This window comes from Thalassospira lucentensis (assembly GCF_050516545.1).
GTDB classification, from domain to species: domain Bacteria; phylum Pseudomonadota; class Alphaproteobacteria; order Rhodospirillales; family Thalassospiraceae; genus Thalassospira; species Thalassospira lucentensis_C.
The window spans coordinates 266110-290290 of the sequence record NZ_CP191544.1; the positions used below are offsets into that span (position 1 = coordinate 266110).

At 52.6% G+C, this 24181-nt stretch carries 20 protein-coding genes and 1 other RNA gene; 8 read left to right on the forward strand and 13 right to left on the reverse strand.

Going from position 1 to position 24181, the window contains the following annotated elements; translation table 11 throughout:
- Positions 1–10: 10 nt before the first annotated feature.
- From mraY to ACQ0MK_RS01150, 7 genes are read right to left on the reverse strand one after another with little or no spacing between them, the layout of a single operon-like run.
- Positions 11–1099 (reverse strand): phospho-N-acetylmuramoyl-pentapeptide-transferase, encoded by a 1089-nt coding sequence (gene mraY / locus ACQ0MK_RS01120; protein WP_430474462.1) that lies wholly within the window; start codon positions 1097–1099, stop codon positions 11–13.
- A 24-nt stretch (positions 1100–1123) separates the two neighbouring features.
- On the reverse strand, positions 1124–2554 hold the full coding sequence (locus ACQ0MK_RS01125; RefSeq protein ID WP_430474463.1) for a UDP-N-acetylmuramoyl-tripeptide--D-alanyl-D-alanine ligase: 1431 nt from the start codon (positions 2552–2554) through the stop codon (positions 1124–1126).
- Positions 2555–2612: 58 nt separating this feature from the next.
- The gene (locus ACQ0MK_RS01130) at positions 2613–4073 is read right to left on the reverse strand and encodes a UDP-N-acetylmuramoyl-L-alanyl-D-glutamate--2,6-diaminopimelate ligase (protein WP_430474464.1); all 1461 of its coding nucleotides are present in this window, start codon (positions 4071–4073) and stop codon (positions 2613–2615) included.
- Positions 4060–5778, reverse strand: coding sequence for a peptidoglycan D,D-transpeptidase FtsI family protein (locus tag ACQ0MK_RS01135; protein ID WP_350047299.1), 1719 nt, complete (start codon positions 5776–5778; stop codon positions 4060–4062). Before ACQ0MK_RS01135 ends, ACQ0MK_RS01130 begins: the two co-directional genes overlap by 14 nt.
- A complete protein-coding gene (gene ftsL / locus ACQ0MK_RS01140) occupies positions 5775–6206 on the reverse strand; it encodes a cell division protein FtsL (RefSeq protein ID WP_430474465.1) in 432 nt (143 codons plus the stop codon). The genes ACQ0MK_RS01135 and ftsL overlap by 4 nt, the downstream gene beginning before the upstream one ends.
- The gene (gene rsmH, locus ACQ0MK_RS01145; protein ID WP_430474466.1) at positions 6203–7189 is read right to left on the reverse strand and encodes a 16S rRNA (cytosine(1402)-N(4))-methyltransferase RsmH; all 987 of its coding nucleotides are present in this window, start codon (positions 7187–7189) and stop codon (positions 6203–6205) included. Before rsmH ends, ftsL begins: the two co-directional genes overlap by 4 nt.
- Positions 7186–7689 (reverse strand): division/cell wall cluster transcriptional repressor MraZ, encoded by a 504-nt coding sequence (locus tag ACQ0MK_RS01150; RefSeq protein ID WP_430474467.1) that lies wholly within the window; start codon positions 7687–7689, stop codon positions 7186–7188. Before ACQ0MK_RS01150 ends, rsmH begins: the two co-directional genes overlap by 4 nt.
- A 675-nt stretch (positions 7690–8364) precedes the next feature.
- Here ACQ0MK_RS01150 and ACQ0MK_RS01155 point away from each other — a divergent pair.
- The 4 genes from ACQ0MK_RS01155 (at position 8365) to ACQ0MK_RS01170 (ending at position 11651) form a co-directional block, all read left to right on the forward strand.
- The gene (locus tag ACQ0MK_RS01155; RefSeq protein ID WP_430474468.1) at positions 8365–9087 is read left to right on the forward strand and encodes a hypothetical protein; all 723 of its coding nucleotides are present in this window, start codon (positions 8365–8367) and stop codon (positions 9085–9087) included.
- Between the two features lie 136 nt (positions 9088–9223).
- Complete coding sequence (gene corA / locus ACQ0MK_RS01160; protein ID WP_430474469.1) at positions 9224–10303, forward strand: magnesium/cobalt transporter CorA; 1080 nt, start codon at positions 9224–9226, stop codon at positions 10301–10303.
- 111 nt (positions 10304–10414) lie between these two features.
- On the forward strand, positions 10415–10963 hold the full coding sequence (locus tag ACQ0MK_RS01165; protein WP_430474470.1) for a cysteine hydrolase family protein: 549 nt from the start codon (positions 10415–10417) through the stop codon (positions 10961–10963).
- A gap of 67 nt (positions 10964–11030) precedes the next feature.
- Positions 11031–11651, forward strand: coding sequence for a pyridoxamine 5'-phosphate oxidase family protein (locus ACQ0MK_RS01170; RefSeq protein WP_430474471.1), 621 nt, complete (start codon positions 11031–11033; stop codon positions 11649–11651).
- A 93-nt stretch (positions 11652–11744) separates the two neighbouring features.
- Here ACQ0MK_RS01170 and rnpB read toward each other — a convergent pair.
- From rnpB to ACQ0MK_RS01195, 5 genes are all read right to left on the reverse strand, one after another.
- Positions 11745–12142: RNase P RNA component class A (gene rnpB / locus ACQ0MK_RS01175), an RNA gene on the reverse strand.
- 73 nt (positions 12143–12215) lie between these two features.
- Positions 12216–12956 carry an N-acetylmuramoyl-L-alanine amidase gene (locus ACQ0MK_RS01180; protein ID WP_430474472.1) on the reverse strand — a complete coding sequence of 247 codons (741 nt, stop codon included), beginning with the start codon at positions 12954–12956 and terminating at the stop codon, positions 12216–12218.
- Between the two features lie 5 nt (positions 12957–12961).
- Positions 12962–13867, reverse strand: coding sequence for a DMT family transporter (locus tag ACQ0MK_RS01185; RefSeq protein WP_430474473.1), 906 nt, complete (start codon positions 13865–13867; stop codon positions 12962–12964).
- 225 nt (positions 13868–14092) lie between these two features.
- A complete protein-coding gene (locus ACQ0MK_RS01190; RefSeq protein ID WP_430474474.1) occupies positions 14093–15922 on the reverse strand; it encodes an ATP-binding cassette domain-containing protein in 1830 nt (609 codons plus the stop codon).
- Positions 15923–16043: 121 nt separating this feature from the next.
- Complete coding sequence (locus ACQ0MK_RS01195) at positions 16044–16781, reverse strand: TerB family tellurite resistance protein (protein WP_430474475.1); 738 nt, start codon at positions 16779–16781, stop codon at positions 16044–16046.
- Between the two features lie 264 nt (positions 16782–17045).
- Between ACQ0MK_RS01195 and ACQ0MK_RS01200 the strand changes: the two genes are divergently transcribed.
- The 3 genes from ACQ0MK_RS01200 to ACQ0MK_RS01210 all read left to right on the forward strand — a co-directional run bounded on the left by ACQ0MK_RS01200 (position 17046) and on the right by ACQ0MK_RS01210 (position 21995).
- On the forward strand, positions 17046–19043 hold the full coding sequence (locus ACQ0MK_RS01200; protein ID WP_430474476.1) for a methyl-accepting chemotaxis protein: 1998 nt from the start codon (positions 17046–17048) through the stop codon (positions 19041–19043).
- A gap of 342 nt (positions 19044–19385) precedes the next feature.
- Complete coding sequence (locus ACQ0MK_RS01205) at positions 19386–21347, forward strand: methyl-accepting chemotaxis protein (RefSeq protein ID WP_430474477.1); 1962 nt, start codon at positions 19386–19388, stop codon at positions 21345–21347.
- Between the two features lie 138 nt (positions 21348–21485).
- On the forward strand, positions 21486–21995 hold the full coding sequence (locus ACQ0MK_RS01210; protein WP_350043965.1) for a winged helix DNA-binding protein: 510 nt from the start codon (positions 21486–21488) through the stop codon (positions 21993–21995).
- A 92-nt stretch (positions 21996–22087) separates the two neighbouring features.
- On the opposite strand, the gene ACQ0MK_RS01215 is transcribed toward ACQ0MK_RS01210, so the two are convergent.
- A complete protein-coding gene (locus ACQ0MK_RS01215; RefSeq protein WP_430474478.1) occupies positions 22088–22837 on the reverse strand; it encodes an SDR family oxidoreductase in 750 nt (249 codons plus the stop codon).
- 255 nt (positions 22838–23092) lie between these two features.
- Here ACQ0MK_RS01215 and ACQ0MK_RS01220 point away from each other — a divergent pair, with 255 nt between their 5' ends.
- Positions 23093–24067 (forward strand): TRAP transporter substrate-binding protein, encoded by a 975-nt coding sequence (locus ACQ0MK_RS01220; protein WP_430474479.1) that lies wholly within the window; start codon positions 23093–23095, stop codon positions 24065–24067.
- The last annotated feature ends 114 nt before the right edge of the window (positions 24068–24181 follow it).

The following is a 24181-nucleotide window of genomic DNA, read 5'->3' on the forward strand; positions in this document are numbered from 1 at the left end:
GACGGTATCCTTACCGAAGTTTCAATGTTGCAAGCCCGACCAAGGCCAGAATGACGGCAATGATCCAGAACCGGATAACGATGGTGGGTTCCTGCCAACCTTTTTTCTCAAAATGGTGGTGCAGCGGGGCCATACGGAAAACGCGCTTTCCGGTCAGTTTGAACGACCCGACCTGAATGATCACCGACAGGGTTTCGAGAACAAACAAACCGCCAATGATGGCAAGAACCAGTTCATGCTTGGTGACAACCGAAACCGCGCCAAGTGCGCCACCAAGGGCAAGTGATCCGGTATCGCCCATAAACACCATCGCAGGCGGGGCGTTGTACCAAAGGAACCCGAGGCCAGCCCCCACCAGTGCGCCAAGAAAAATGGTCAACTCGCCGGAACCTGCGACATAATGGACCTGAAGATATTCGGCAAACTGCACGTTCCCGATCAGATACGTGATCAGGGCAAAGCTTGCCGCAGCAATCATGACCGGCACGATGGCAAGACCATCAAGCCCGTCAGTCAGATTGACCGAATTGGATGCCCCGACCATGACAAACATGGCAAACGGGACAAAGAACCAGCCAAGATCAAGCAGATAATTTTTAAAGAACGGGAAAGCCAGCGCGGTCGAAAGCGGATCTGCCGTGTTATAGGAAATCCAGAACGCAGCGACTGCGGCAATCGAAAACTGACCAAGCAGCTTTATCTTGCCGGGCAACCCTTTGGTGTTTTTCTTGGAAACTTTCAGGAAGTCATCAAGGAAACCAAGGAAGCCATAGCCGATGGTGACCAGCAAAACCGCCCAGACATAGGCGTTGGTCAAGTCCGCCCATAAAAGGGTGGCAATCGATGTTGAGATTAACAGTAAAAGGCCGCCCATCGTCGGGGTGCCTTTTTTCGTCAGAAGGTGACTTTCCGGGCCGTCTTCGCGGATCGGCTGTCCTTCGCTTTGTTTTGATCGCAACCAGCGGATCAGGGACGGACCCAAAACAAAAGCAAGGATAAGCGACGTTATGATCGCGCCACCTGTCCGGAACGTGATGTAACGAAACAGGTTGAAAACCGGCATCTGATCGGCCAGTGGATAAAGCAGATTATAGAGCATCGCTCTTGTCGTTCCTTCTGCGACTTAGTTCTGTTCGGTTGCGGTCTGTTCGACCACACCACCGGATTTTAGCGCCGATACAATTTTCGAAACGTAAATGCCAAGCGATCCTTTGATCAAAACAACGTCGCCATCGCGTAAATCGGCCTTGATCGGGTCGATTGCGTCCTCGGCGGTGTCAAAATGACCGGCATTGCGTTCAGCAGGCAGTGTTTTATCAAGCTCAGCCATCAGGGGCCCGACGGAATAAACCCGATCAATCTCCAACGCGGTCAAGGGTTGGTGCAGATCGGCATGCATTTTAACCGCATCATCGCCGAGCTCGCGCATGTCACCGACAACCGCAATCTTGCGCCCATTTTCACCCGGCTTGCTTTGTGCAAGAACCTTGATCCCGGCCATCATGGATGTCGGATTGGCGTTATAGGCATCATCAATCAGCGTAAAAGTGCCATCCCCTGACGGGACTTTGAGGATCGAGATTTCGCCACGACCCGCAGGCGGTGTCACATCGGCCAAATCGCGTGCCGCGCGTTCCGTATCAGCCCCGATTGCCTCGACACAGCCAAGAACGGCCAGTGAATTCAAAACCCAGTGTTCGCCGGGGCAGCCAATGAAATATTCAAGATCGCGGCTCCCAACACGGGCGCGAACGGCACTGCCATCGGTGACGATATTCGCTTCAAACAATCGGTAATTGGCCATGGCATCGGTGCCAAAACATTTAATGTCGGTCAGTCCGATTTCCTTGGCACGACGCACAAGGGCAAAGTAATGCAGATTATCGCGGTTCAGGATCACGGTGCCGTCTGTGTCCAGACCGTCGAAAATTTCGGCCTTGGCCATGGCGATTTCACCTTCGTCCTTAAAGAACTCGGTATGAGCGCCAACAACGGTGGTGATCAAGGCAACCGACGGTTTGGCCATTTTAACCAGCGGGCTGATTTCGCCCGGATGGTTCATGCCGATTTCCAGAACGCCATATTGCGCATCAGAAGGCAGTGTCGCCAAACTGATCGGAACGCCCCAGTGATTGTTGAAACTGGCCGGGCTGGCGTGGGTTTTACCCTGTTGGGATAAAACGTATTTCAGGGCTTCTTTGGTGCCGGTTTTACCAACACTGCCGGTAATGGCGATGATTTTGGCGCTGCTGCGTGCGCGGCCTGCAATGCCAAGGCGCTCCAGCGCTGCCATCGTGTCATCAACCAGAAGAACCTTGTCGGTTTCGGTAATGCCACGGGCATCGGAAACCATGACCGCATGCGCACCGGTATCAAGGGCGGCTTGGGCAAATTTGTGGCCGTCAAAATTCGGACCTTTAAGGGCGATAAACAAATCACCCTTACTGACTTTTCTGCTGTCAATCGAGATACCCGTTACGGACCAGTCGCCCGTGGTTTTGCCACCGGTTGCGGTTGCGGCATCTCCTGCCGTCCATAAAACAGCCTTCGTCATCCTATTGCTTTCTTTTCGGTCAGGCCGTCACGGCCAGTTGCCGTAACGGGAATTTTTGTCAGTTGCCGCCGGCAAGAATGTTGCGGGCAACAGATGCATCGTCAAACGGAAGAACCGTATCGCCGACAATTTGGCCTCTTTCGTGGCCTTTTCCGGCGATAATAAGGACGTCGTTACGTTGCAGGATGCCGATGCCGCGTTTGATCGCCTCTGCACGATCCGCAATCTCGACCGCACCGTCGCATTTTGCCTTGATGGCAGCGCGAATAAGGGCAGGGTCTTCGCTGCGCGGATTGTCATCGGTAATGATGGCGATATCGGCAAAATCCTTGGCAACGGCACCCATCAATGGGCGCTTGCCAACGTCCCGGTCACCGCCAGCACCAAATACACAAACGATGCGGCCTTTGCAATGCGGGCGAACGGCCTTGATCACGGTTTCAAGCGCGTCTGGCGTATGGGCATAGTCAACAAAGACCGGTGCCCTGAAACTTGTCTTGCCAACAAGTTCCAGACGACCCCGAACACCTTCAAGTTTTTCAAGGGCCAAGACCGCCTGATCAAGATCAGCACCCGATGCAACAACGATTGTAAGGGCTGCAAGCGCGTTCATCACCTGGAAGCTGCCCATCAAAGGCAGATGAATGCTGTATTCACCTTTTTTGGCCAGAAGGGTGATTTTGGTGCCGGTGCTGTCAGGGGTGGCATTGATCAGTTTGATGTCATCGGCATTCTGACCATAGGACAAAACATCCACACCGCGCTTTTCGCACATCTTTTTCAGCATCGCGAACTGTTCGACATCGGCGTTTAGAACCGCGGTACCATCGGCAACCAGAAGGTCCTTAAACAGGCGGGCCTTGGCGGCGAAGTATTTTTCGAACGTGCCGTGATAATCAAGATGATCGCGCGACAGATTGGTAAAGGCGGCAACGGTTACTTTCACGCCATCAAGGCGATATTGATCAAGCCCGTGCGAACTTGCTTCCATCGCAACATGGGTGATGCCAATGCCACACATTTCATCAAGACTTTGATGAAGCGCAACCGGATCAGGTGTCGTCAGCGATCCGGGGATTTTCGCCCCGGCGGCACGAATGCCAAGGGTGCCGATGGACCCCGACAGGTTGCCAAGGATCGTCCAAAGCTGTTCGGTAAAGATCGCGGTCGATGTTTTGCCGTTTGTACCGGTAATCGCCGCAATGTTTGCCGGTTGCTGACCATAAAAACGGGCAGCGAGCTGGGCGTAACGTTTGCGCGGATTTTCCACTGGTATCAGCGGAACTGTCGCGGCTGTCGGGCGTGGGGTGCCGTCCTTTGCAAGGATGGCCGCAGCACCAAGTTTGATCGCATCAGCGATATATTTGGAGCCGTCATCTCTGGCACCTGAAAGGGCGGCAAACATATAGCCATCCTTCACGGTGCGTGAGTCTGCTGTCAGGCCCGAAATGTTCGGGTCCTGTCCTTCGGCATATTTAAGTGCCGCTTGATCACCTGCCATGAGCTCAGAAAGACGCAAGTTTGCGTTCCCCTTTGCGAAGTTCAATCTGCAACGCTTGCTCGATCTCCGGCGCCTTCGCATTCGCCGGTTCAATGCCCAAAAGGGGAGCAATACGTGTCACAACCTTGCCAACCGCAGGGGCGGACACCCAACCTGCTGTGGCAAATCCATAAGTTTCTTTGGTGCCTTTGGGCTCGTCTAACGTCACCAGAACCACATATTTCGGGTCCTGCATCGGGAAGGCGGCGACAAAGGTCGACATGCGGGCATTCTTTACGTAGCGCCCGTTCACAAGTTTCTCCGAGGTGCCGGTCTTCCCGCCAAGGAAGTACCCCGCCACTTCGGCTTTTTTACCCGACCCTTCGGTTACAACCAGGCGCATCAAGCGCCGGAGCTGTTCCGAAGTTTGTTGGGAAAACACACGTTCACCTGCCGGTGCGCCATCTTGCTTAACGATGGTCGCCGGGCGGCGAATGCCACCATTTGCAATGGTGGAAATGCCACTGACAACCTGAAGCGGGGTCACAGCCAACCCATGACCAAATGCGATTGTCATGGTGTTGATCTCGCGCCACGGACTGGGCACAAGCGGTCCGCCAACTTCAGGAAGCTCGATCTCCGGTTTGTCGAGCATGCCAAGCTTTTTAAGATATTTTTGCTGGTTGTCGCCGCCAAAGGCCATGGCCATCCGGGCCGACCCGATGTTGGAGCTGTGCACCAGAATTTCCGGGACCGTCAGCCAGCGGTTTTCAGCGTGATAATCGCGGATCGAGAACCGGGCAATGCGCAGCGGTTCTGTCGCATCGTAAACCGAGTTCAATGTCGCCGTGCCGGTTTCAAGCGCGATTGCGGTGTTAAACAATTTAAACACCGACCCCATTTCATAAACGCCCAGCGTCGCGCGATTGAACCGCGCGTCTGCCGGGGCCTGTCCCGGACGGTGTGGGTCGAAATTCGGAAGCGAGGTCATCGCAACAACTTCGCCGGTATAAATGTCCATGACCAAACCAGCAGCGCCGACCGCGCTATAGGTTTCCATGGCACTTCCGACTTCTTCCTCAAGCGCATATTGCACACGGGTATCAAGCGAAAGTTGAAGTGGTCCGTTATTGATCCGAAGTTCGTTATCAAATTTGCGCTCGGCACCGGCAATGCCGTTATTATCAATGTCGGTAAAACCAAGCACGTGGGCGAACAGACGCCCATGCGGGTAAACCCGGCGTTCTTCGCGCTGGAAATTAAGCCCCGGGACACCCAGCGAATTGACTTCATATTGCTGTTCAGGTGTCAGGTTGCGGCGCAGCCAGACAAAGGGTTTGCGCGAACTTAAATGCCGGATCAGCGTATCGCGATCCAGATCAGGCAAAACCGTAAGCAACTGGTCAGCTGATTCAACCGGGTCCTTAACGACACGGGCATCGGCATACAGCGAATTGGTCGGAAGATCGGTCGCAAGCAAGATGCCGTTGCGATCAACAATATCGGCACGTTCGGTTTTAAGTTCGCGGGCATCGGTTCCCGACGCAACCGCGGGCTCATTGCCCTGACGCAGGACAGATGCATCAACCAGACCATACGTGATCCAGCAAAAACCGATAATGAACATCGCACCGGTAATGAAAATGCGGTTGCGCGCGGTTTCAAGCGCTAAACGCTCGCGCTGATCCGGGCCAAGTTCCGGGCGATCACCGCGCAGCCAGTATGTGAACCGTGTGAAGCTCATTGTGCGCCTCCGGTATCGGTTGCGACCGACGGGGCGCCAATAATCATGGCGTCAGCAGCTTCGTCATACATCAGATCACCCGGACGGGCGCGCGGAACCGGCATAAACGCAACGGCTTCGCCGAATTTGTCGATGCGGTACTGATGAAGATCGGCATCTTCTGGAAGATCGTCGATGCTGGCCATTTGCAGCACCTTGATCTGATCAAGGCTGAGATATTCTTGCGACAGCCGTTCAATCCGTTCCGGATTGTTCAGATAGCTCCATTCGGCCTGAAGCACATGGATGCTTTCCTGTTCGGCCAGAATGTTTGTCTGAATTTCGGCATAGTGTTTTTCAAGACGTTCGACTTCGTGGCTGACCCAATAGGTGCCCGCACCAATCAGAATGGTCAGGAAAAGACCGATGATGGTTACCGCACGGGTCATTCTTTGCCCCCTTGCGGTGTGGCGGGCTGCTCGTTACGGGCAACTGCACGAAGTTTGGCCGACCGCGCACGTGGATTGGCGCGGATTTCGTCCTTTTGACCTGTCACAGCTTTGCGGGTGATGGTCGTAAAGGTCGGAATGGCGACTTCTGGTTCGCCGGGCAGGCGGCGCGACATTTTGCGCGGATCACCCGAACGCGCTTTCATAAACGTTTTAACCTGACGGTCTTCAAGCGAATGGAACGTCACAACCACCAAACGCCCGCCGGGATTCAAAAGATGTTCAGCCGCATCCATCGCGCGTTCAAGTTCGCCCAACTCATCATTCACATAGATGCGCAGGGCTTGAAACGTGCGGGTGGCTGGATCAATGCCATCTTTTGATTTGCGCACGACCGAACGAACCGCACGGGCAAGTTGGGATGTTGTGGTAAAGGGTTCTTCAGCGCGCATTTCAATGATCTTGTGCGCGACCTTGCGTGAAGCACGTTCTTCGCCATAACGATAAATGACGTTGGCGATGTCTTCTTCTTCGGCGGTGTTGATGAAATCGGCCGCGGTTGGGCCAGACATCGACATGCGCATATCAAGCGGGCCATCGGTGCGGAACGAAAAGCCGCGATCGGCCTGATCGATCTGCATCGATGAAACGCCGATATCCAGAACGATACCGTCCACTTTTTGGGGTCCGGCAGCCGGGATCAAACGGCCCATATCGCCAAAGCACCCTTCAACCATATGGAAGCGGCCGTCGAATTCGGTTTCAAATTTCCGCCCGGTCGCAACTGCACTTGGGTCGCGGTCGATGCCGTAAAGTTCGCATTTGGCAGAATCAAGAATGGCGCGGGAGTAACCGCCTGCGCCAAAGGTGCCGTCAACCATGATTTCGCCGTCACACGGTGCCAGAGCGTCCAGCACCTCGCGCAGCAAGACCGGCTTATGCGGGCGATCTTCTGTGGCAAAGCTGATGTCGTTATCGCTCATGATGCGTCCTCCCCGGTTGGGGCGCTGGGACGTGCGCCTTGCGGGAATTCAGCCATCGGTTTGAGCTTAAGCGTCGCACCACGGTTCAGTGTGCGGGTCCGGCTGGCATCTTGCAGGGGCTTGAAGATGTCAGGGTTCCACAGACGGAAGGTGCGACCACGGCCGACAAAGGCGACCTGATCTTCGATGCGGGCAAATTCGATCAATTCCGCGGGAAGGATGATACGGCCTTCGCCGTCATATGGCAGCATATGGGACGAACCAAGGATGGTATCAGCCAGGTCGTCGGCTTCGTCCGAGAACATATCAAGTTCATCTAGGGATGCTGCAATACGCTCCATATGGCTGTGGCTACAGCCTTCAAGAGCACTTTCCTTATGGGATTGGTACAGGTGAATGCCAGAGAACTCTTCTTGGTCAAGGGCCGCACGGAACCTTTTGGGGACGGATACGCGCCCCTTTCGGTCCAGCTTGTGAATGTGCGTCCCTGTGAACAGCACTTCGCCATTCCCCTGATCAAAAAATCCGTCTTCAAATCAGAACCCGAGATGGGCGGTCATGTGACCTGTCGCTGTTTGAATTGGATATGCCCCGCGTGACACGGAATTTGTGCCTATTAATGGGGTATCATGGGAAATGATGGGGGTCAATGGGATTTGATGGGGTCAACTATGACGTTTCAGCACATTTCCGCGGATTCTGCGGTATATGCAAAAAGCCTGAAATCCGCCAAAAACATGCAAAAACACGATCTTATCCATACTGTGCCCATAAAATCCCAAATCCGTTCCATGGGTTCCCATGGGAGGCCCCTAAAAAACCTGTTTCCGGGTTTAAATGGGTCCTGTGCGGTTTTGGGTTCTGGTGGGCGATGTTTGAAGACAATTTGCGATTTGGGTCCCAATCGGGTTTGATGCGCGGGCGAACTCCTGCAGAATGTCTGAATGACATTTGATGGAAGGGATGCCAGATAACTTTATGATCGCTATGTTTGGCATGATCGGCAGTCTTGCGTAATGTCGGTGAGCTGGCATTGAAATCAAATGCCGTGTTACGCCTGACTGTTATGTGTCACTTTCTGGCGCGGGGCAGCGTCAGTGAAATGAAGGAAGCGATTGTTGCGGATAAAAGCTGCCACTTTATTAATGGGTTGCGCATTTCTGGGCGCGGTTGCGATGCCCGGCTTTAATCCTGCTGGCGACGGTTCTGCTTTGGCGCAGGGCTTAACCCTTGATAAGGCGGGCAGCAGTTCAAATTCGCCCGAAGTTTCATCGCCGCAAGTACGTGAATTACTGCCATTGATCATGAAACAATTGCAGAATAATCCTGAATTGATGTCGCAATTTGGTCTGGGCGGTTTGTCGGGGCTTGGTGGTCTGGACGGGGCAGATGGTGCCGCAGGGTTGACTGGCGTTCCTAGCGTTTCCGGCGATGGTGCTGCAAATATTCCGGGGTTGAGTGAAGCCATTGCCAAGGCACTCGCCCAGAAAAATGGCGGGGCTGGTGTTGTGACATCGGGCATTCCCGAACAGGTCAAACTCTATCGGGAACAATATCATCCGATTGATATTGATCAGGATGGCCGCATCAATGCTGATGAAGCAGCATCTTATTCAAGCTGGATGTTTCGCAGACGTGATATCAATGGCGATAACGTTCTGGTCGGACGTGAATTTACCGCCGTCGAACAATTGCCAGGATCAGCAGAAGCCAACCGGCAACGATTGCGCACCGAAAGCCGTCGGCTTGAAATCCTGTTTCCGAATTTTGATACCAATAATGACAATATGATTAGCAAGGACGAATTCCTTGATCAGGCGCGCCTGACCTATGACGATAAGCGCGGAGACGACCCGGACCTCGATCCGTTTGCATTCCAGACGGTGCTGCCGTTCTAGGAAGGACCGTCATTGAACGATCGTTGGTTTGCGCAGGCCAATTCGGGTTGGATGGCGACGCAAACACCATATGGCACTAAAACAATAATCTGGTATCCGGAGCCAACGGCAAGCCAGCATGGATGGAGAAAGATTGATGGACACCAGCGAATTTTTTGCCCCGGTGCGCTCGACGCCCGAAAGCGGCGATGGCGCAGAAGATACTGCCGCTAATCCTGTTGGTGTTAGCGCTAACATCGAAGCTGGTCCTAGCCAAAAGGTAGCGGCCACGCCAGATCCTGAGCCAACTTCTGCGCCTGCGCCGACAGTGGCAAAGGCCGAACGCCAACCTGTCTGGATTGATCTTCTCTCGCCAACGCCAGAAGAAATCCATACCATTGAAGAACGGTTCGGGATTGAAGTGCCGACCCGCGAGGAAATGCAGGAAATTGAACTTTCTTCGCGTTTGTATGACGAAGACGGCGCGCTGTTTATGACCGTATCGGTTTTGAACCGCGCGGCGACAGACGCCCCGCAAACAACGGCTGTGACCTTCATTCTGGTTAAGAAAACCCTGATTACGCTGCGCTATGCTGATCCGGTGCCGTTCAAAACCTTTATCCGTCGGGTCAAACGCAGCCCGTCCTTGGCCAATAGTGCCGAGGCGGTTTTGTTTGGGCTGCTTGAACAGATTGTCGATCGTCTGGCCGATGTGATGGAGCAAACGGCAACCGATCTTGAAAGCCTGTCAAATCAGGTTTTTGCCAACCCCGAGGATCGCGGATCGGATCAGGATCACCGCGATACCCTGCGTCAGATCGGACGGACGGGTAACCTCTCGGGCAAGGCCAAGGACAGTTTGTTGAACCTGCACCGCGTCGGGCTTTTCCTGTCCACCCAGACCCGGCTGAAGAAAGACGCCAAAGCGCGGCTTAAAGTGATTTCGCGCGATATTGTGTCGATCACGGAACATGCCAATTTCATCGCGAACAAAGTAACCTTCCTGCTCGATGCCACCCTTGGCATGATCAGTCTTGAACAAAACAACATCATCAAGATTTTCTCAGTCGCCGCTGCTGCGTTCCTGCCGCCAACCTTGATCGCAAGCATCTATGGCATGAATTTCGATGTCATGCCCGAACTCAGTTGGCAGTTTGGTTATCCGGTGGCGATTGGATTGATGGTGCTTTCGGCTGTCTTGCCGCTTTGGTATTTCAAACGCAAAGGCTGGCTTTAGGTCGTTTGGCAGAATTGGTGGGGTGATTGTCATTTCCGCCAGCGGCTTTGTGGGTAAAATGGGTCATAGAAATACCTGTCACACTTCCACCGAGAATACCGGAGCCCCGAAATGAGCCAGACCGCCCTGATCCTGATTGATTGGCAGCAAGGATTTGATGACCTTGATTATTGGGGAAATCGCAATAACCCGGATGCAGAAATCAATGGCGAAAAGTTACTTTCCCATTGGCGAAAGATTGGCCAGCCGGTTTTCCATGTAAAGCATGACTCAACCGAACCAAAATCACGCTTGCATCCTGATAATGCGGGCAACGCAATCAAGGCTGCCTTGGCGCCGATTGCGGGTGAGCCTGTCTATGGCAAGAATGTCAATTCTGCCTTTATCGGAACCAGTCTTGAGGCGGATTTGCGCGCACAAGGCATTTCGAAACTGATTCTGTGCGGGATCACAACCGATCATTGCGTCAATACCACAACACGCATGGCCGGTAATCTTGGTTTTGATGCGACTATCGCATCTGATGCCTGTGGAACATTTGATCGTAGCCTGCCCGATGGCCGGGTTTTTAAGGCTGATCTTGTGCACGACGTGACCCTTGCCAGTCTCAATGGCGAATTCGCAGCCGTCAAAACAGTCAGCGAGATCATTTTGGGTTGATCGGCAATTGACTTGCGTTCTCAAGTGACGCAATTTCGGCCCCTGATTCCCGCAGAAGGTGCGCCCCATGACCAAAATCGATACTCAGGAAAAACTCCGTGCTGTCTACGGCGAACCAATGGGACTGGCTGTTGCCAAGTGTCTGTCCAAACTTGACCCGCATTGTAAGCATTTTATCGAACTTTCGCCCTTTGCCGTGATTTCATCGGCCGATTGCAATGGTGATGCCGATGTCAGCCCGCGCGGCGATGGACCGGGCTTTATCAAGGTGCTTGATGACAACACGATCGTCATGCCCGACCGTCCGGGTAACAATCGTGTAGATACGCTGTCAAACATTGTTGATAACCCGAAAGTCGGCATGCTTTTCTTTGTGCCGGGTATCAACGAAACGCTGCGGATTAATGGCACGGCTGAAATCAGCACCGATCCCGCCTTGCTGGGTCTGTTTGCCGATACGCCAAAGCCGCCCATTACGGCAATCCGGATCACGGTTGACGAGGCCTTCCTGCATTGTGCGAAATCGCTGATGCGCTCCAAGCTTTGGGATGCCAATGTCCAGATTGACCGCAAAACCCTGCCGACACTGGGCAAAATGATCAAAGATCAGACCGCTGTCGATATTCCAGAAGGAACGCAGGAAGAAGCCGATACGTATTTTGCGCAGTCAATTGCGGAACGCGGCTGAATATTCCGGCTATTCCGGTTCGCGGGATATCAACTATTGCAAGGCGATGACCCTTTGGATGTCATCGCCTTTTGTCTTTTGGCGAAAGAAAATAAGACCAGATGGCCTGTAAGCCGGGTTCTGTCCATGCGGCAAGCCGCATTGGATGGCTATTCATCTGGGACGTTCGTCGCCGAACGCCTCCTGCAACCAACCCGAATGGTGGTGCGAAAACCCACCTGCCGACAATGCCGAAGCATCCGGCCGACCATTCCTATTAGGTTTTGCTCCCGGTGGGGTTTACCATGCGTCCCGCATTACTGAAGGACCGGTGCGCTCTTACCGCACCCTTTCACCCTTTCCGACAGGGCTTGCGCCGTGTCGGTGGTTTGCTTTCTGTGGCACTTTCCCTAGGGTCGCCCCCGCCAGACGTTATCTGGCACCGTGTTTCCATGGAGCCCGGACTTTCCTCCCCGACTGCAAGCAGCAAGGGCAGCCATCCGGCCATCTGGTGGCGGTGATGTAGGTTACATCGCGCGTTGCGTCAAGAAAAAGCGGTGGTCAAAGCGGTTGATGCCGGGGCGCCTATAGCTTGCGGGCAAGGGCTTGGGCAATACCCATACATTCATCGTCAATCACACCGGAAATATCCGATGGTCGCCAATGGCGCTGAAACGCGATGTATCGTTTGATGCAGTAAGCATCCTGTTCAGCATCGGTGACATCGTCGGACGGGTTGCCATAACCGATCTGATCCAGCAGGCGATCAAATTCAGGTAGATCAACCGGCGAAGTTTGACGGGTGCCGGGCCAAAGACCAATGCCGTTCTCTGCCAGCAAGTTCCATGGGAAAAACTCGCCGGGATCTTCTTTGCGATCAGGCGCCATATCGGAATGGGCAATGATGCGATCGGAGGGAATGTTATGTCGGGTCAGAATGTCCTGACAAAGTGCAATAACCGACGCTATTTGTTCATCGGGAAACGGGCGGTAGCCAAATTCATGGCCGGGATTGACGATTTCAATGCCAATCGAATGCGAATTCACATCAACGCAATTCTGCCAATTGCCGCGCCCGGCATGCCACGCACGTTTGTCCTCATCGACAAGGTGGAAGACACGACCATCTTCCTCAACGAGATAATGACTGGAAACGGAACTGTCCGGATCGCAAAGTCGATCAAGCGCGTCTTTTCCGCTTTTCATGCCGGTATAGTGCAAGACAAGGATATCTATCGGGCAATTATCTGGACGCGGCCCGAAATTTGGCGACGGATGGTCAATCACGTTTTTAAGTAACCCGTCCCTGATATCCCTTTCCACCATCTGGATCAGTCCATCCCTTGCGTTTTGCGGTGTACGGGTTTGCGCAACATGATGACGGTGACACCGCACAGAACAACGGCACTGCCAATGATTTTAAGCAATGAGAATGTCTCGTCAAATATGATGAACGATCCCAGAATGCTGATAACAGGGGCAAGCAATGACCAAGGCACCACCACATTCACATCTTGGGTCTTTAGCAAATGATACCAAAATCCGTAGGCAACGATTGATGACATAATCACCGTGAAGCTGAGGTTTGCCCATGCAACCCAGCTTGCCGCCATAACCGCCTCAAACGCATGCGGTTCGAAGATCAGGGACAGTAAAAGCAACTGGGGGGCTGCCATCAAGGCCATCCAACCATTTAGCTCGAACGTGTTGATATCGCCCATTTTCTTGATCATGACATTGGCAACTGCCCACATGAAGGCGGCAAACACCACCAACAGAAGCGGGAGTTGCAAGTCGGTCATGGTCGGGTCCCAGAACATGATCGTGACGCCGATAAAGGCCAGTGCCATCCCCGATAACCGTTTCCATCCAAGCCGGTCATCAAAGAAATAGGTCGCCAGCATCGATGAAAATGGCACGCCGAGTAGAATGATAATTGCCACCGGCCCGGCATCAATCAGTGAAAGCGCAAAGAACAACACGCCAAAATGAAGGGATCCAAACACAAGCGACGTTATGGCAATTTTGCCCAGATGTTCGCGCGGCATCTTAACGAACGGCACCAGTAAAATCGCCACAGCGACAAAGCGGATCGTGGTCAACATGAATGGCGGGATTTCACCAACCGCCCCTTTGACCGTGAGCATATTGATGCCCCAGATAACGGCAACGGACAGGGCCATAAGGACGGCTTTTAAGGGCATCGTGCGTGCTTTCTGCAAAATGGGGGCGGGCATTTGGATAACTCTGATGAGACGGCCCTCGCAATCAATCCAACTAGATCGGATGCACGGACAGACCCTTTGTCATCTGTTTGGCGTCAAACGACAAATGAGTTCTTTTCAACTCAAAAGTTAAATTATTTGATGTGAGTTTGACGCAACTCTCCATGCGGGTAAAGCTCCGCATGGATAAGTTACGTTGAAATAAAGACAGAAGGGTTGGGTGTCTGGAAGCGAGGCCTATGCCTGCCCAAGTTCCTCGCGCAGCATTTCAAGTTCAAGCCAGCGTTCTTCTGATGCCGCAAGTTCGCTACGCGCTGCATCCAGACGATCAACTTTCTTTTGGAAATTTGCCGGTTCTTTGACGAACAGGTTGCTATCAGCAAGCGCTTCTTCAAGCGTGCTGATTTCTTTTTCAAGCTTCGCCATATCACCGGGCAAATTGTCGTATTCGCGCTGGTCCTTGTAGCTCATCTTTACTTTGGCGGCTGCCTTGGGTTTTGCGCCACTATTGCCCGCGGGTTTCTTGCCAAGTTTTCCAAGGTTCTTGTCGTCCTTTGGTGCTTCGGCCTGCGATAATTTGCGCTGCGTGATATAGTCGGAATACCCGCCAGCATATTCAACCGCCAAACCGTCGCCTTCCATGACGATGGAGGATGTCACAACCCGGTCAAGGAAGTCACGGTCATGGCTAACCAGAAGCAGGGTGCCTTCGTAATCATCAAGCATTTCCTGCAACAGATCGAGCGTATCCATATCAAGATCGTTGGTCGGCTCATCCATGATCAGAAGGTTGGTCGGCTTGGCAAGCTGTTTGGCGAGCAAAAGACGGTTACGCTCCCCACCCGAAAGTGCGCCAACCGGGCTTCTTGCCTGTTTCTCATCAAACAGGAAGTCACGCAGGTAACTGACCACATGGCGCGGGTTGCCACGCACCATGACCTGATCGCCACCGACATCGCACAATGTATCCCAAAGGGTTTTGGTATCATCAAGGGCGACGCGTTTCTGATCAAAGTAACTGGCATTCAGGTTGGTGCCGATTTTGATTGTGCCGCTATCGGGCTCAATCTGCCCGGTCAGCATTTTCAAAAGCGTTGTTTTACCAGCTCCATTCGGGCCAATAATGCCAACCTTGTCACCGCGCAAAATACGGGTGGAGAAATCGGTAATGATCTGGCGGTCGCCAAACGATTTCGCGATGTCGGTTGCCTCAATCACAACCTTACCCGAAGCAGAACCTGTGTCTGCCGCAAGCGATACATTGCCGATGCGATCAATCTGACTGGACCGCTGTTCTCGCATGTCATAAAGACGGCGCAGGCGGCCCTGATTACGTTTGCGGCGGGCGGAAATGCCCTGAACCGACCAAACGGTTTCCTTGGCAATCAGCTTATCAAGCTTCGCGCGTTCTTCGGATTCCTTGCGATAGATTTCCTCAGACCATTCTTCGAACTTGGCAAAGTTAAGCGACCCTTGATGCATCACCCCACGATCAAGCCACAGAACCCCGTTGGAAACCGCATTCAAAAATGCCCGGTCATGCGAGATCACGACGACAGCACCGCGGAAATTCTTGATCTCGCCTTCAAGCCATTCAATCGTCGGGAGATCAAGATGGTTGGTCGGCTCATCAAGCAGCAAAACCTGTGGGTCGGCAATCAATGCACGCGCAATCGCAGCACGGCGACCTTCGCCACCTGAAAGTTGCTTGGGATCGGCTTTCGGGTCGATGTCAACCGATGCCAACAGCATGTCAGAACGATAGGAATATTCTTCTTCATGCGCATCCAGAGCCGAAAGAACAAATTCCTCGACCGTGTCATATCCGTCGAACTTCGGTTCCTGATTAAGATAGGCGACTTTGCAGCCCGGCTGAACGAACCGTTCGCCACCATCGGCTTCGATCTCGCCGGCGATGATTTTAAGCAAGGTCGACTTGCCACCACCATTGCGCCCGACAAGACACAGGCGATCGCGTTCACCGATGGCAAAGGAGACATCGGAAAACAGATCATTCCCGCCAAAGGTCAGGTGAATGTCGTTAATATTGATCAGCGGTGGCGCCATGGAAAAACCGATAAGCTTGAGAACAGAAAAATGGTCAGAATGACTGGCCCTCTGCAAACAGCAAATCTGGTGCTGTTGCAAGGGAAATCATTCGTTTTTGGGGTGTTTGCACGGTTTTTGGTTAGCGGATCCCGCGTTCCTTGCGGATTTGATCCCATGCGGCATTGATCCGCGCCATTTTTTCGTTGGCTTGTTCAACGAATTCCGGAGGCATACCTTTGGCCATCAAGGTGTCAGGATGATTTTCGCGTGACAGTTTGCGATGGGCTGACTTTAAATCATCGTCGCTGGCATCGCGTCCAAGGCCAAGCTGCTCATACGGGTCCGGCCCGTTTGAGGATGTAAAGGCATGATGGACACGGTCAAAATCAACATCCGCAAAGCCAAAGATATGCGCGACTTTTTTCAAAAAGTCCTGTTCTGCCGGATGCAATTGCCCATCCGCCATGGCGATTTGATAAAGGGCCTCAAGGATGCCTTCAAGCAACGCACGTTCACCTTGGAACATGGTTGCAATCTGACGGGCATAGATTTCAAACCCGTCTGAAGATTGCCGCGCCATATCAAAAATACGCCCAACATTCTTTTCCTCGCCCGGTGGAATGTGGAAAACACGTTTGAACGTATTGACTTCATCACGGCTCACATGGCCGTCGACTTTGGCCATTTTGGCCGCCAGCACAATGACACCGGTTGCAAAGGCAATCTGCCTTGGGTCCTGGCCGCCAATTTGGGGGCTGCTGGCACCGTTTTTAATTTTGTCGACGACATGGCCGGCTGCTGTGCCAAGGATTGCGCCCAACGGTCCGCCCAAGGCAAAACCTGCTGCTCCGCCAATAATTTTGCCCCAGATGCTCATGGGTGATTTGTGTCCTGCTTTTTGTGATGCGTGGTGTGAATTGGAATGGTGTTCCATTCATACCATCTTTCCCAGCACACAACATAGTTGGCAAAGACGGAAAATAAATAGTGGAATTATGATTCTAGGTACCCAAATGAAAGAATAATGCCCTTTAGATATATACTTAAGTGTTTATTGATCTACCAAAGGTAGAATGGTTCAATTAGGGTCAAATAATAAAACGATAACAATAAGCCCAAACATTAAATCCGGGGTGGAAACATGTCCTTTTTGTCGCGCATGAAGCTGGTATACCAGATTTCGCTGCTAAGCATCGTTGCGCTGGTGATCTTTGCCATCGTTGGAACGACACAATTTGTTGCCGATCAACAACGCCAATCTGCCCAATTGATCGCAAAGGCAGCAACGGCTGATCAATTGACTGTTGATGAAGTGTCGCGGGAATTTCTAAATGCCCGGCGCCACGAAAAAGATTTCGTTCTGCGCCGAAGCGAGGAATTTATCACAGCCCACAGTGAAACGGCCAAGGCAGTGCGTGCCGGGCTTGACGAACTGGCTGGACGTGAAGAGCTGGGCGGGCTTCTTGATAATGTCGGACAGGCCCGCGTCGCATTTGAAGACTATGTAAGTGAATTTGCTACTGTGGTCGACCTGCAGATCAAAGTGGGTCTTGATGAGAATATGGGGCTGCTTGGTGAAATGCGGACGGCCGCATCCGAGGTCGAGAAGGCCCTTGGCGAAGTAGCGAAGTTCGAAGCCATGCTGGGCCTTACTGATTCTAAGGATCTGTCGATTGCGGTATTGAAAATGCGCCGCGATGAAAAGGATTTTCTCGCCCGTCTTGACCCGGCCTATATCGACAGCGTCGAAGCAACGTCCAAAGAATTCGCGGCCGCCTTGCAAAAGGCCGGCAGCATTCAAGATGACAAGAAAGCCCAACTTGGTAAGTTGATGGAGTCCTATGTATCGGACTTCAAGGCGCTGGCCGAGGCGACATTGGCCCGCGAAGAATCCCTGGGAAGACTGAGCGCTTATTATTCTGCGGTCGAGCCGGTTCTTGAATCGCTAAGTCAAGACATCGGGCAGGTTGCAGCAAGCATGCAGCTCCGAGCTGAAGAAATTGCGCAGACCGGTGTGCGTATTACGTTTGGTATCTTCATTGCCGGTGCGGTCGTGCTGATTTTGATGTCAATTATCCTTGCGCGGGCAATTGTAAGCGCGATTACCGGCCTGACAACCAAAATGGCGCGACTGGCGAAAAATGACTTTGATGTCAAACTTGAAGAAGCAGATCGTAAAGACGAAATCGGCGAAATGGGCCGATCCGTTGTTGTGTTTCGTGAAAACGGACTTGAACGGCAAAAACTTGAAAATCAACAACGCGAACTAGATGAAAAACAACGCCAACGCATCGTGAAACAGGAACAGCATATTCGTGAATTCGATAATGATGTTGTTGCTATGATGAGTGAGGTCGGTACAGCGGTTCAGCAGCTTCATACCGTTTCCGAAGCCTTGCGCAAAAGCGCGTCAACGGCCAATGAACAATCCGTTACGGTATCTGCTGGTACGGAAGAGGCATCTTCGAACGTGCAGCTTGTTGCAACCGCAGCAACCGAACTTTCCGCTTCCATCCATGAAATTGCCGGACAGGTCAGTGATACGTCCCAGATGGCGATTTCGGCCAGCGAACGCGCACAAACAACCAATGACGATATCCAAGGCTTGAATGCCGCAGCTGTGCGTATTGGCGAAGTCATTGGCTTGATCAACGATATTGCCGGGCAAACCAATCTTCTGGCACTTAACGCAACGATTGAAGCCGCACGTGCAGGGGAAGCTGGCAAAGGCTTTGCCGTGGTTGCCAGCGAAGTTAAAAACCTTGCCAATCAAACCGCCAAGGCAACCGAAGACATCACCGTTCAGATCAATGATATCCAACAGGCAACACAGTCAGCGGTCGGGGCCATTGATGAAATCGTTCGCATGATCAGCGATATCAGTGAACGGGCATCCAGCGTTGCAGCAGCGGTCGTACAACAAACCGTTGCCACCAGCGAAATCTCGCAGAATGTGGAACAGGCTGCATCGGCCACCAGTGAAATTTCGGTTGCCATGCAAGGCGTATCGACTGCCGTGAATGATACGACCAATGCGGCATCCGATGTCCGGGGATCGGCAGACAATCTGGGGACGCAAAGCGATCATCTAAGCACCCGGATTGACCAATTCCTTGAACGGATGCGTGACGTATCCTGAACTTAACGGGCAGAAAGCATAAGTGAATCTACTCGAAAGGGGGGGGGGGGGAGATTGTTCTTCCCCCTTGTTTTGTATGGTCTGGGTGCAAATGTGTTTGAATAACGTAAAAGCGGGTGCCGGTGGAAATGCATATTCACGCCAGAAAGCGATTGGAATCCCAGAAATCGATGGCTTGTAACAAAATTGTCATATTTATCTTCTGATAAATTGACTACTGCATCCCAAACTACAAGGACTGGGGTGACGACGTTTCCCGCTTCGTCTTTTAACGCGGATCTGCACCTGACTTATGAATTGAAATACTTAAGCATAGTGCAGGTTCAAGGCTTGGGGGCCGAGATGAATTTTCTTTCCCGTATGAGACTTCTCTATCAAATCTCGTTGATCGGTGCTGTAGCATTTGTGATCTTTGTTGTGGTGGGGGCTGTGCAGTTTGTCGCCAATCAGCAACGACAATCAGCACAAGTGGTTGCCCAGAACGCATTCGATGTGAAACTGGTCGCGGATGCAATCTCGCGTGATTTTCTCGATGCCCGCCGACGTGAAAAGGATTTCTTGCTTCGGCTTGATGAGAAATATATCACCCAGCATGGCGATGTCGTTGCGCGTGTGAATGCTGATTTGGACCTACTTGAAGCTGATGAGAGCCTGGAGGCCTATGACGCTGAGATGTCTCAAATCAGGGCCGCATTTGCCAGTTATGCAAACGAGTTTACCACGATTGTCAATTTGCAGCGGGAGATCGGCTTTGACGAAGAAAGCGGTCTCTTGGGAAGCTTGCGTGGATCCGTGCATGATGTTGAAGAAGCATTGGGCAAGTACAATGCGGATAAGCTGACGATCATCATGTTAATGATGCGGCGCCACGAAAAAGATTTCCTCGCGCGCATTGATGAAAAATATGTCGAGCGCATTGATAGCCGTTTGGAAGAATTCGGTCCGGCACTCGCGGCTTCAGATATTTCTGAGGGCGAAAAAGCCGATATTGCCAAGCTGATGAATTCTTATGTCAGTGATTTTAAAGCACTGGCTGAAAAAATTCTGAAACGCAATTCCGAATTGGGCCTTCTGTCTGATTACTATGCCGAAGCCGAACCGATCCTTGACGCGTTGAGTGTGTCTATCGGTGAAAAGGCATTGGCGGAAAAGCAACGTGCCGAAAAAATTGCGGCGACCAGTCTGACAGTTACAGTTGTGATGTATATCATTGGACTGATCGCGCTTTTAGGGCTTTCATTCCTGCTGTCGCGGGCCATTGTTCGTGCGATTGCAGGTCTCACCAACAAAATGACCCGTCTTGCCGATAATGACTTTGATGTGGATATCAATGAAGTCAAACGCGCTGATGAAATTGGCGAGATGGGCCGTGCGGTTCTTGTGTTCCGTGAAAATGGAATAGAGCGCATCAAACTCGAAGCGGCCGAGAAAAAGCGCGATGAACAGCGGCGCAAACGCATGGAAACGCAAGAACAGTATATTCAGGAATTTGATAAGGCCGTTGTTGCGGTAATGGTTGACGTGACCGCAGCTGTTAAGCAACTCCATCAGGTTTCCAACGTTCTGCGCAGCAGTGCAGATACAGCAGCCAATCAATCCATGGCGGTATCATCGGGGGCCGAAGAAGCATCGGCAAATGTCCAATTGGTGGCAACCGCGGCAACGGAACTTTCGGCTTCGATCAACGAGATTTCCGGTCAGGTCAGTGAAACATCCAACATGGCGCTTTCCGCAACCGAGCGGGCGCGCAGTACCAATGACAATATTCAGGGCTTGAATGATTCGGCCCTTAAAATTGGCGAGGTTATTGGCCTTATCAGTGACATTGCCGGTCAAACGAATCTGCTCGCCCTTAATGCGACCATTGAGGCTGCCCGTGCAGGAGATGCCGGAAAAGGCTTTGCCGTTGTCGCAAGCGAAGTCAAAAACCTTGCCAACCAAACCGCCAAGGCGACCGAAGACATCACCACCCAGATCAATGATATCCAGCAGGCAACGGGTATTGCGGTTGATGCGATTGACGAAATCGTCACCATGATTGCCGATATCAGTGAACGTGCTGCAGCCGTTGCAGCTGCGGTGGAACAACAAACCGTCGCCACCAGTGAAATTTCACAAAATGTTGAGCAGGCAGCTGCCGGGACTGAGGAAATTTCATCGGCCATGCAAGGCGTGTCAGCGGCGGTAAGTGAAACCAACACTGCGGCAACAGACGTCAACGCATCGGCGGACAATCTGGACAGACAAAATAGTGATTTGCGCACCCAGATTGATGGGTTCCTGGAACGCATGCGCGCACTTTGACGATGATTTGTCGAGAATAATAGGCGGCAGGGGCTTTACCTTGTCGCCTTTATTACGATAAAATCCCGACAAACTTGCGATGATTTCATTTGAAATCGACGATAACAGAGCTGAAGAATTGAAAGCAGGGAACGTCGGATGGCTGAAAAAACGCGTATTGTCTCATCGTCACATCTTGTCTCGGAACGCGCTGCCGAACTGTCCGAGCTTGAATTTGCCCTGATCTTGTCGGGGAATGCGTTTAACCGTTGGATGGTACGTTGCATGCGGGCCGCCGGGATGCCCGATGTGTCCGTGCTTGATATTCTTGTGCTGCACAATGTCAATTCACGCGAACGCGAGAAAAGCCTTTCTGAAGTCTGCTTTGTTCTGAATGTCGAAGACAGCCATCTTGTGAACTATTCCCTGAAAAAGCTTCGCAAGCTTGGTTTGGTCGAAGGCATCAAGCGCGGCAAGGAAGTGCATTACGGCACAACCGCAGACGGACGCGCGATGTGCGAAAAATACCGTGAAGTCCGCGAAGCCTGTCTTGTCGAAACCTTCCAGCGTCTTGGCGTAAACAGCGAAGAAGTCGGCGACGTTGCCAAAACGCTGCGCGCCATTTCCGGTGTCTATGATCAGGCATCGCGCGCGGCAAGTGCGATGTGATCAGGGATTTCTGAAGAGCAATCAAAAGGCAGCGCGATGAATTATCATCGGCGCTGCCTTTTTTATGTCTACGAGGTAACGGCACCCCGACCTTAGGGCTGCGGCAGAAGGGCCCGGTTGTGCGTTGGGGACATCACGATTTCATTGAAGCAGACCCGTGTAGGGGCCGCGACCACATAGGTGACCATGTCGGCCAGATCGTCGGGCTTTAACAGCAAAGCAAGTTCGTCTTCGCCAAGCGGGACCGGGCGCTGGTTCAGGATCGGTGTGGCAACTTCGCCCGGGCTGATGCAGCAGCAGCGGATATTGTTGTGCATTTCTTCCTGATTGATGCTGTGCGACAGGTCCACAACACCGCGTTTGGACGCGATATAGGCAGGCCCGGCGACCGCGTATTCGTGCCGTGCTGCCCAGGACGCAATATTAATGATCAGCCCGTCTTTTTGCGCGCGCATGACGGGCAGGGTTGCACAAACCGTATTGGCGACACCATTGAGATTGACCGCGACGATGCGATGCCATTCGGCAATATCAAGATCCCGCCAATGCCGTTTCGGGGTGTTGATGCCCGCGCAATTGATCAGGACATTAATCGGCCCGATGGAATTGACGATGTTGCGGGCGGCGTCTGCAACCTGATCGTTGTTGCTGATATCAAGCGGGTGGATTTCGACTTTTCCGCCATCTGAGGCAATCGCACTTGCGACCTGCTGAAGCGTTTCTTCGCGTCGGGCGGAAAGCGCCACCCGCGCACCCGCCGCCGCAAGCGATTTTGCGATCGCCTCGCCGATGCCGCTACCTGCACCGGTAATCCAGACCGATTTCCCCGAAAGATCATGCACGGGCTTTCTCCTTGTTGTTGTTTGCGGGGAAAGTAGCACACGGCCATAAATCCAGAAATATCATATTGATTGCACGTTCTGATGTGGACGCGCGGGCGCAAGATCGTGCGTAGTTTCCCGCATTCTGCATATCAGCCATGAAACAACATTGACAATTTGTCAGTAAAATGTGATTAATGTGTCGGGAGGCTACTTTGGAGTCTCGGTGCGCAAAAATGTGTATCGGCTCTCACCACACACAGGGAGACTTGAACAATGCTGAAAAAAGCACTTTCTACCGTCGCAATTGCTGCAATGACGATGTCGGCCGGTCTGGCTTCTGCTGCTGAAAAATGGGATATGGCAACGCCGTATCCGGATGCGACTTTCCACACCCAGAACATTATCGAATTTGCCAAGGACGTGAATGACGCGTCTGGTGGTGAGCTGACCATTACCGTTCATTCCGGCGGCTCGCTGTTTAAACATGCCGATATCAAACGTTCGGTTCAGCGCGGTCTGGTGCCGATTGGCGAGACCCTGATTTCGCTTCTGGCCAATGAAAACCCGATCTATACCGTTGATGCGATCCCGTTCCTTGCAACGTCCTATGACGAAGCCAAGAAACTTTGGGAAGTATCGCGCGAAGGGATCGAAGCTGCTCTTGAAAAAGACGGTCTGAAAGTTCTGTACGCTGTTCCGTGGCCGGCACAGGGTCTGTATACCGCAAACCCGATTGCCAAGGTCGAAGATCTCGAAGGCATCAAATTCCGTGCATATAACTCGACCACCTCGCAGTTGGCCGATCTGACCGGCATGGTTGCGACACAGGTTGAAGTTCCGGAAATCCCCACCGCCTTTGCGACCGGCATTGTCGAAGCAATGATCACATCCCCGTCAACCGGTGCAAATTCCAAAGCATGGGACTTCGTTTCGAACTTCTATGACGTTCAGGCATGGCTTCCGAAAAACATGATTGTCGTCAATGCGAAATCCTTCGACGCCCTTCCGGCCGATGCGCAGAAAGCTGTTCTTGATGCCGCTGCCAAAGCCGAAACCCGCGGTTGGGAAATGAGCATGGCCGAAGCAGACGAGAAGAAAAAAGTTCTCTCTGACAATGGCATGAACGTTGCCGCACCGAGTGACGAGCTGAAATCTGGTCTGTCCAAAGCTGGCGAAACCATGGTTTCCGAGTGGCTGGACAAAACCGGCGATGAAGGTGCTGCCATCATCGACGCGTTCAAGAACTAAGCTTCTTGTATCTTGCGGGATCGGGCGGGCTCACCCCTGTCCGGTCCCGGACAAGCCCCACATTTTAATGTTACTGTCCGTACTGTTTGATTGAGAAACCACCGGGATCACTCG

Coding starts and splice junctions, on each gene's coding strand:
- ACQ0MK_RS01155 (WP_430474468.1), top strand. CDS start 8,365: ATGCCCGGCTTTAATCCTGCTGGCGACGGTTCTGCTTTGGCGCAGGGC.
- ACQ0MK_RS01185 (WP_430474473.1), bottom strand. CDS start 13,867: ATGCCCGCCCCCATTTTGCAGAAAGCACGCACGATGCCCTTAAAAGCC.
- ftsL (WP_430474465.1), bottom strand. CDS start 6,206: ATGACCCGTGCGGTAACCATCATCGGTCTTTTCCTGACCATTCTGATT.
- ACQ0MK_RS01190 (WP_430474474.1), bottom strand. CDS start 15,922: ATGGCGCCACCGCTGATCAATATTAACGACATTCACCTGACCTTTGGC.
- ACQ0MK_RS01170 (WP_430474471.1), top strand. CDS start 11,031: ATGACCAAAATCGATACTCAGGAAAAACTCCGTGCTGTCTACGGCGAA.
- rsmH (WP_430474466.1), bottom strand. CDS start 7,189: ATGAGCGATAACGACATCAGCTTTGCCACAGAAGATCGCCCGCATAAG.
- ACQ0MK_RS01205 (WP_430474477.1), top strand. CDS start 19,386: ATGAATTTTCTTTCCCGTATGAGACTTCTCTATCAAATCTCGTTGATC.
- ACQ0MK_RS01165 (WP_430474470.1), top strand. CDS start 10,415: ATGAGCCAGACCGCCCTGATCCTGATTGATTGGCAGCAAGGATTTGAT.
- ACQ0MK_RS01210 (WP_350043965.1), top strand. CDS start 21,486: ATGGCTGAAAAAACGCGTATTGTCTCATCGTCACATCTTGTCTCGGAA.
- ACQ0MK_RS01220 (WP_430474479.1), top strand. CDS start 23,093: ATGCTGAAAAAAGCACTTTCTACCGTCGCAATTGCTGCAATGACGATG.
- ACQ0MK_RS01180 (WP_430474472.1), bottom strand. CDS start 12,956: ATGGTGGAAAGGGATATCAGGGACGGGTTACTTAAAAACGTGATTGAC.
- mraY (WP_430474462.1), bottom strand. CDS start 1,099: ATGCTCTATAATCTGCTTTATCCACTGGCCGATCAGATGCCGGTTTTC.
- ACQ0MK_RS01135 (WP_350047299.1), bottom strand. CDS start 5,778: ATGAGCTTCACACGGTTCACATACTGGCTGCGCGGTGATCGCCCGGAA.
- ACQ0MK_RS01200 (WP_430474476.1), top strand. CDS start 17,046: ATGTCCTTTTTGTCGCGCATGAAGCTGGTATACCAGATTTCGCTGCTA.
- ACQ0MK_RS01125 (WP_430474463.1), bottom strand. CDS start 2,554: ATGACGAAGGCTGTTTTATGGACGGCAGGAGATGCCGCAACCGCAACC.
- corA (WP_430474469.1), top strand. CDS start 9,224: ATGGACACCAGCGAATTTTTTGCCCCGGTGCGCTCGACGCCCGAAAGC.
- ACQ0MK_RS01195 (WP_430474475.1), bottom strand. CDS start 16,781: ATGAGCATCTGGGGCAAAATTATTGGCGGAGCAGCAGGTTTTGCCTTG.